Below are 7,382 nucleotides of genomic sequence, written 5' to 3' on the forward strand. Positions count from 1 at the left end.
CGCGCACACCAGGCGAAGCCGAGATGCGGCGGGCCATCTCGCGCGCCGACACGCAATAGGCGCGCAATTTTGTGTGCAGCGTCTCGAACTTCAGCGGGTCCTGGTTGCGCAAATGGAGCTCGGTGATGCCGTCATAGCAGCCGGTCTCGTCCATCAGCCTTTCGGATTCGAGCAGCCTTTCGCGGATGCGCAGCGCAGAGGCGGGTTTATCCAGCATGGCGTTCGCCCTTCTCAAGCGTGGGTGTAGTGAAGCAGCGTCCATTCATCGACATGGACGCGGTCCTGCGGATGAACGACAAGCGTCGTGGCCGGGTGTTCGATGATGGCCGGGCCGGTGACCTCATGGCCAGGCTGCAGAAGGTCCATCTCGTAGAGATTGGCCTTGTGCCAGCGACCGCCGATATAGGCCTCGCGCACGCCCTTGTGGGCCGAGGCTGGATCGGATCTGCCGAGCGGCCGCTTGACCAGCATCGGCTTGACCTTGTCGGCGGTGGCGATCAGCCCGAGTTCCGTGATCGAGAAGCCGGCCTCGCCATAGCGCGAGACGCGGTGGTTGACCTTGGCATAGACCGCCTCGAACTCGGCGATGAGCTTGCGCATGTCGTCGGCCGAACGAACCGCCGGCAGCGGCGCCATCACCTCGACGTCCTCAAGCTGGCCGGTGTAGCGCATCATCAGGAACGGCACGGTTTTGATCTTAGAGAGCGCGTGGCCGTCGGTGACCATTTCGTCGACCGCGGCCCTGGTCAGGTCGTCCCAGATAGTGGTGACCTTCGCGCCAAACGCCTGCAATTCGTCGTCGCTTGCGCGCGCGCCGATATCGATCTGCGTCGACACCGAATGGCGGCGCATGAAATCGGCGGTGGTGCAGCCGAAGGCCGAAAAGGCTGCAGCGAACTGAAAGGTGATGATGTCCTTGAAGCCGATGCCGCGCGAGCAGCCGGCGAGGTGCAGCGGTCCCGAGCCGCCATAGGATAGGAGCGTGAATTCAGATGGGTGAATGCCCTGGCCAGAGATGACGCGGCGCAGCGCGTTGTTGGCGTCGGCCTCCAGCATCTCGATCATGCCTTCGGCCGCCTCTTCGACGCCGACGCCGAGCACGCGGGCGCATTTCTCCTCGAAGGCTTTCCGCGCCTTCTCAACCTGCAGCACGACCTTGCCGCCGAGGAAGTAATGTGGGTTCAGCCGGCCGAGGATGGCGTCGCAGTCGGCGATGGTCGGCTCGGTGCCGCCCTTGGCAAAGCAGATCGGGCCGGGGTCCGAACCGGCGCTTTCCGGCCCGAGCGAGACTTTCCTGGTCAGCGGGTCGACCTTCAGGATCATGCCGGCGCCGGCGCCGATCGTGTCAAGATGGAGCGTCGGCACGTTGAGCTTGAAACGGTCCATCAGCGGCTCGTTCTCGATCCGCGTCTGGCCGCGCGTGATGACGCCCATGTCGAATGATGTGCCGCCCATATCCGAGCAGATCAGCGAGTCGTTGCCGATCAGCTTGCCGACATAGGCCGCGCCCAGGATGCCGCCGATCGGCCCGGAGATCATCGTCTCGTGGAGGCGCGGATGGTTGATGGAGGTCAGGCCGCCAAAGGAGAGCAGCGTCTGCACGCCATATTTGAAACCATATTTCTTCGAGACGTCCTCGATGCCCTTGAGCTGCTTGCGGCCGCGCGAGGTGGCGTAGGCCTCGATCAGCACCGAGTTCAGCCGCGACTGCTCGCGGATGACCGGACGCACCTCATGGCTGGTGTAGACGAGTATGTCCGTGCCGGAGGCAGCGATCTCCACGCGGCAGATCTCGGCGATGCGCTTCTCATGCGCCGGATTGACGTGGGCGAAGACTGTCATGATGCAGATCGCCTCGACCTTGTCGGCGATCAGCTTCCTTGCCGCCGCATGCACCTCGTGCTCGTAGAGCGGCAGGATGATGTCGCCGAACTGGTCGATACGCTCGGTGACGCCATGGGTGCGGCGGCGAGGCACCAGCGGATCGGGGTGATGATGGGTGACCGCATGCAGGCGGTCGGCATAGGAGTAGTCGGCCCAGGCCTGCAGGCCGCGACCCATCAGGATCATGTCCTCGAGGCCCTTGGTGGTGATCAGCCCGAGCTTGCGGCCGGTGCGCGACAACAGCGTGTTGAGCATGCCGGTGCCCGAATAGAGCACCACATTGACGCCGGAGAACAGGTCCTGCAGCGAGATGCCCCAGGCAACGGCCGCGTCTTCGGCCGAAGCGAGGAAGCCTTCGGCCTCGTTCTTCGGCGTCGTCGCCGACTTGCCGATCTTGAAGTGGCCGTCCTGATCGACAAGGATCGTATCGGTCATGGTGCCGCCGGCGTCGATGCCGATGACGATTGGATTGGTCGTGATCTGGTCCACGGGTCGCTTTCCCTTGCCGAGAGTGACCGCAGGCTAGATTCCCGAAGCCGGATCGCGCCATATGCCTAAAGACACAATGACGCTTGGGCCGGCTTCGCCGAGAAAAGGGCATGCGCATGGGCAATATCTGGGCGCCGCTGGCCAGGGCGATCGCCGCCACCGGCACCGACCGGCATGTCGACTGCCTGATCGATCTGATCGGCGCCGACATCGCGCATGATCTGGTGACGGTGACGCGCTATTCGGCAACCAGGACCCCGGAATTCGTCAAGCACCGGGGCTTCTCAGACGAGATGGTTCGGCGCTATCTCGACAACTACTATGTCTTCGATCCGTTCTATGCATCCTGGCGGCGCGAGCGGCGACTCGGCATCATGCCGCTGAAAGGGCTGGCCGACGAGGAGGCCAAGCGCGGGCAATACATAGCAGGCTTCCTGGCGCAGTCGGAGATTTGCGACGAGGTCGGCATTATGCTTTCCGACGGCGGCGACTGGTGCCTCGGCATCTTTCTCGACCGCTCGACGGTGTCGTTCAAGGACAGCGAGATCGCGTTGCTGACCGAGCGGCTGCCGGTGTTCAAGGCGCTGCATGCGCTGGACATCAAGGCGCGCGGCTCAGACTTCTCCCGCACCTCGGCGCCGAGCGGTCCGGGCGCCTCGCCGCAGCAGAAGCCCAGAATTCCGGAAAGCCTCTGGCCCGAGCTTTCCTTGCGCGAGCGCGAGCTGGTGGAGCTGATCCTCGCCGGCCATCCGACCGCCAACATCGCCGAGCGGCTCGGCATCACCGTCGGCACTGTGAAGAACCACCGCCGTCGCATCTATGAAAAGCTCGACATCACCACCGAGCGCGAATTGTTCCTGCAGTTCTTCCAGCACAAAAGTTCAGCCAGGTAGCTGCTCTCAATCGAGTGCAGCGAATTGCCTTGCCGCACTGCAACCGGGGTGGCTGAAGTTCAAACCCTGACATCGTGGACGCGTGGTGAATGCCCGCTTCGGGCTTTGCACAAGCTGACTTTACCGGCCGACATGAGGCGCAAAGCAGGCAGCTGCTGGCTCTCCGGATCATTGCTCGTGAGGATCGATTTCCCGGACAATCTGGGAGACCTCTCCCTCAAACTCGTCTGCCCGCACGACCGAGAGCGTACCGTCGCCAGCACGGAAAATGACGATGCCGACCATCAGGCTGGCGGCGAGGCTGAAGGCGAAGGCGTTGGCTTCTACGAGGGACATTTTTCCTGCTCCTGTTCTGGAAGCGGGGATCGATCCCCGCGTGACAGGCGCCCGATTTGTCCGGCCGAGGGCCGCGATCACCGTGAAGGCACCGCCGAAACGGCGGCACGTTATGCGTAGTCCGACCCTTCATGGGTTGATGGCATCAGGCCTCGGACCGGATCAAGGAATTGCGCCAACAAACGCAGGATTGGTTCTCTGTTCTCCATTCCAGGACGAGACGGGATGAACCTCGTGGTCCGCCGCCTCGCTTTCGACGCTGCATCCGCAGGAGCGGTCGTCCGGTCAAGGCGCCTGGAGCGACGGAAACAGAGCGGACGACTTGCGCCGGGCGGACATTGGCCCGGTCAGGTCGAGCCGAACTTCATCACCGGAATGCCGAGCCTCCGGGCCTTGTCCGCGAGGTTATCTTGAATGCCGGAGCCGGGAAAATGAATCACGCCAATTGGCAAGGTGTCGAGCATGGCATCGTTGCGCTTGAACGGCGCGGCCTTGGCATGCCTGGTCCAGTCCGGCTTGAAGGCAATCTGTGGCACCTTGCGGCACTGAGCCCATTTGGCCGCGATCAGCTCGGCGCCTTTGGCCGATCCGCCGTGCAGCAGGACCATGTCGGGATGCTTGCCATGGACCTGGTCGAGCTTGGCCCAGATCAGCCGATGATCGTTGAAATCGAGCCCGCCGGTGAAGGCGACTTTCGGTCCAGGTGGCAACAGCACCTGGCTGTCTGCATGCCTCCTCGCGGCCAGGAAATCGCGGCTGTCGATCGTTGCCGCGGTCAGGTGGCGATGGTTGACGACTGAGCCCGAGCGCGGACGCCAGACCGAGTGGGTGTGACGCTCGTAATGCTCGATGGCCTGGTCGCGCATCAACTCGAAGGCGCTGCGGCGTTCAAGCAGTGTCTGACCTTGGGCAATGAGACGCTCGAGCTCGACCGACTTGACCTCGGATCCGTCCTGTTCGCGCTGCAGCCGCTGCTGGGCGAGTTCATTTGCATCGAGCTCGCGTTCGATCCGCTTGGTCGCGCGGTGGAACAGATTGACCGTACCCCACAGCAGTTCCTCGAGATCGGGTTCCAAGCGTGTGTCGGTCATCGCCACAACGAGGGCGTCGAAGATGTCGGCGATGCTGGCAGCGATGACGCGGCCCTCGGGAAGCGGCCGCGGATCGGGTTCGTCGTCGAAGGGGCGACGGCCGTAGAGCTGAAGCTCCTGAAGCATGTGGTCAATGGGTGATGATGCGCATTGCGGCTCGAAGTCGGTATCGTGCTCGGTGCTCATGGGGACTTACCTTCGTGGGACCGGCCGCGCCCATCGCGGCCTTCATGGCGACAAAGGCGATGGACGGCCCGGACTTGCACCCGAAGCGCCAGCGCAGGGCCGCAACGGCAGTGGAGGATGGCGAAGCCCGGCTATTTTGTCTCGCGATGGAAGGCCCGAAGACGGGGCCTCGCGCGGCCTGCCGCGTGGGGTGGCGGCGCCGCCGGAAAATAGCCGGGCGCAGCCATTGCCTGTCCGGATCGGCCGTCGCCCGATCGCCCTCTTGAAGGCCGTGGGTCGGCCCTCGCCCGAGCTAAGGTCCGCCTGCGCACCGCGGCCACGCGTCGCCGGCACGCCGCCCTCTCTTTCCCTTCCGGTCAGGCCGCCCGCTTCATGAAGCGATCGACATCCTGTGGCGCGAGCTGGACCCGCAGGATTGCCCTCAGGGCATCGGCACCAAGCAGGCGCAGATCCTCGTTGAAGTCGCCGAGCTGCGGCGTCAGGACTATCGCCTCGATGCCGGCCGCGTTGGTCCGTTCAATGAGGGTTGCCACAGCTGCGTCGCCGGCAGGATCATTGTCGCGGGCGATGTAGATCCGCCGCAAGGTACCGGGGAACAGGATTGCTGACAGATGCGCCGCCGACAGCGCTGCCATAGCTGGCATGGCAGGCAGGACGGTGCGTTGCGACAGCATGGTCTCGATGCCTTCGCCGGCGGCCATGACATCGCAACAGCAGCCGAAGCGGACGGCGTGACCGAGCAGTTCGCCCATTGCTCGTCTCGGCGTGTCGATCGGAGCGCGGCCGAGATGGGCCTCGCTGAATCCGGCCGGGTCGAGCCAGGTGCGGTGAGCGCCGGTGAGCTTGCCTTTGAGGTCGGTGACCGTCGCGATCATTGCCGGCCATGTTTCGGTCGGGCCGCCGTCGGGACGGTAATAGCAGCTCGGATGAAACCGCAGGCTCCCGGTCTCATGCAAGGCCGTTACTCCGCGTCCGCGAAGATAGGTCTCCACAAGCGTTCCTGGTATCGACCACGACATGGAGACCAACCGCCTCGCCGCCTCGGTGGAGCCGCCGGCGGCGGGAACGGCTGGCGACCTAGGTTCGCCCCGTTCGCAGTCCACGTAGGGCATAGACAGAAAACTGCGAGCCTCTTTCGACACGTCTCTGAAGTCAGCGAGACCAAGCGATTCTCGGATGACATCCAAAAGATCGCCGTGCTCACCGGTGGCGGCGTCGGTCCATTTCCCGGCGGCGCCCTTTCCGGACTCCGATCCCTTGAGACGGACAAACATAGAGCGCCCCTGCGCATTGCGGGCATCGCCGACCAGCCAGTAATTGCCGACCCGGCGACCGTTGGAAAGGTAGCGGCGGCACACCGCCTCGGCCCGACGGCCGAGGCGGTGTGCCAGTTCGGATATATCGCGAGGCGGCATCAGGTGGCCTCCCTCTCGCTGATGCGCTGCAATGGATACCGCTCGATTACCTTGGCCAGCACCGCAGGCCCGCTTGCGTCCGCGGGCACGAACATGCGCAGCTTCCAGGATATGATCTCGTGGAAAAGCCCGTAGGCCGTTAGCCGCTCGCGCATGGTATCGGTGAAGCCCGACAGTTCGATGCGGTTGGCGCTCATCACACGGACGCGGCGCAGATGAAGTCCCTCGGCAAGGTCGAGCATGGTGCTGCCATCCACAAGGGCGTTGAAGGCATCCTGTGCCGTAAGCGTGCCGACGCGGTTTGCGAGCGCCCCGGCGGCCCATGCGGCCGAAACCTTGCGGCCAATGATGCGCTCCCCCTGGTCGGTCTGGAGCCGATAGACCCGGCTTGACTCAGTTGGGAGTCGCTTCCAGATCGGCAGCAGCAGTCCCGCGACAATGTGGATGATCGAATCCGAGAATGCCGGGACGCCGGCGACCTCGGCCCTCCAGGCGGCGGTGAAGGTCTCGCGATCAGCCTGATGCCAATGGCTGTCTTCCATCATACGTAGCGAGGCATGGTGCTGTTCCATTGGCCGGATCAGCCTGACCCGACGCTCGATCTCGCCATCGTCGAGCATAAACGATGGCGCGGGCACCTGCACGGCAGCACGCCCTGAGCGTTCGTTGACCAAAAGGATGGCGCGCGGATCATGGAGGTGCGCGACAGCTTCCTCGACCGGCACGGGTCGGTTGCGCTGGCGCTGATTTATGGTGAGGAGCCGGGTCTCGGCGCCGGTGCCCGGATGGGTGTAAATCGTCGGCCGACTGGTGACGACGAAACTCTCCGCTCGCAGCGTTTCAAGCCCAAGGTCGTAGACCCCGGCCGCGATGGCACCTTCGACCTTCGCCGTGAGCAACTGCTCGAAAGCCGCAAACAGGATGTCTTGCAGCTCGATGGTGAGCGCCAAAAGGCGATTGAGGAACGTCGTGATCGGCGGCAGCTCGTCCCTGATGCCGTTGGCGTCCGTCAGCGTCAGCCCCGTGGTCTGCTCGAACAGCTTGAGTGAGCAGCCCTCCACCTTGCCGCGAACGATCAGCAGATAGAG

Annotated in this window: 7 protein-coding genes; 1 reads left to right on the forward strand and 6 read right to left on the reverse strand. The window is 64.0% G+C overall.

Annotation, left to right across the window (positions count from 1 at the left end):
- On the reverse strand, positions 1-217 hold a 217-nt coding region (locus tag EOA23_RS29430; protein WP_145966511.1), incomplete at its 3' end, for a hypothetical protein.
- 14 nt (positions 218-231) lie between these two features.
- A complete protein-coding gene (locus tag EOA23_RS29435) occupies positions 232-2,373 on the reverse strand; it encodes a hydantoinase/oxoprolinase family protein (RefSeq protein WP_126060858.1) in 2,142 nt (713 codons plus the stop codon).
- A gap of 110 nt (positions 2,374-2,483) precedes the next feature.
- Between EOA23_RS29435 and EOA23_RS29440 the strand changes: the two genes are divergently transcribed.
- Positions 2,484-3,266, forward strand: coding sequence for a helix-turn-helix transcriptional regulator (locus tag EOA23_RS29440; protein WP_126060857.1), 783 nt, complete (start codon positions 2,484-2,486; stop codon positions 3,264-3,266).
- Positions 3,267-3,434: 168 nt separating this feature from the next.
- Here the strand turns inward: EOA23_RS29440 and EOA23_RS35860 are convergent, their stop codons facing one another.
- From EOA23_RS35860 to EOA23_RS29455, 4 genes are all read right to left on the reverse strand, one after another.
- Positions 3,435-3,602, reverse strand: a complete 168-nt coding sequence (locus EOA23_RS35860; protein ID WP_189341749.1) for a hypothetical protein — start codon at positions 3,600-3,602, stop codon at positions 3,435-3,437.
- A gap of 347 nt (positions 3,603-3,949) precedes the next feature.
- A complete protein-coding gene (locus EOA23_RS29445) occupies positions 3,950-4,879 on the reverse strand; it encodes a DUF2493 domain-containing protein (RefSeq protein ID WP_127306720.1) in 930 nt (309 codons plus the stop codon).
- A 356-nt stretch (positions 4,880-5,235) separates the two neighbouring features.
- Complete coding sequence (locus EOA23_RS29450; protein ID WP_126060855.1) at positions 5,236-6,294, reverse strand: toprim domain-containing protein; 1,059 nt, start codon at positions 6,292-6,294, stop codon at positions 5,236-5,238.
- A partial coding sequence (locus tag EOA23_RS29455; protein ID WP_189341750.1) for a strawberry notch C-terminal domain-containing protein occupies positions 6,294-7,382 on the reverse strand: 1,089 nt, incomplete at its 5' end. The genes EOA23_RS29455 and EOA23_RS29450, both read right to left, overlap by 1 nt.

The sequence above is a fragment of the Mesorhizobium sp. M2A.F.Ca.ET.042.01.1.1 genome (assembly GCF_003997405.1).
Lineage (GTDB): Bacteria > Pseudomonadota > Alphaproteobacteria > Rhizobiales > Rhizobiaceae > Mesorhizobium.

Coding starts and splice junctions, on each gene's coding strand:
- EOA23_RS29440 (WP_126060857.1), top strand. CDS start 2,484: ATGCGCATGGGCAATATCTGGGCGCCGCTGGCCAGGGCGATCGCCGCC.
- EOA23_RS35860 (WP_189341749.1), bottom strand. CDS start 3,602: ATGTCCCTCGTAGAAGCCAACGCCTTCGCCTTCAGCCTCGCCGCCAGC.
- EOA23_RS29445 (WP_127306720.1), bottom strand. CDS start 4,879: ATGAGCACCGAGCACGATACCGACTTCGAGCCGCAATGCGCATCATCA.
- EOA23_RS29450 (WP_126060855.1), bottom strand. CDS start 6,294: ATGCCGCCTCGCGATATATCCGAACTGGCACACCGCCTCGGCCGTCGG.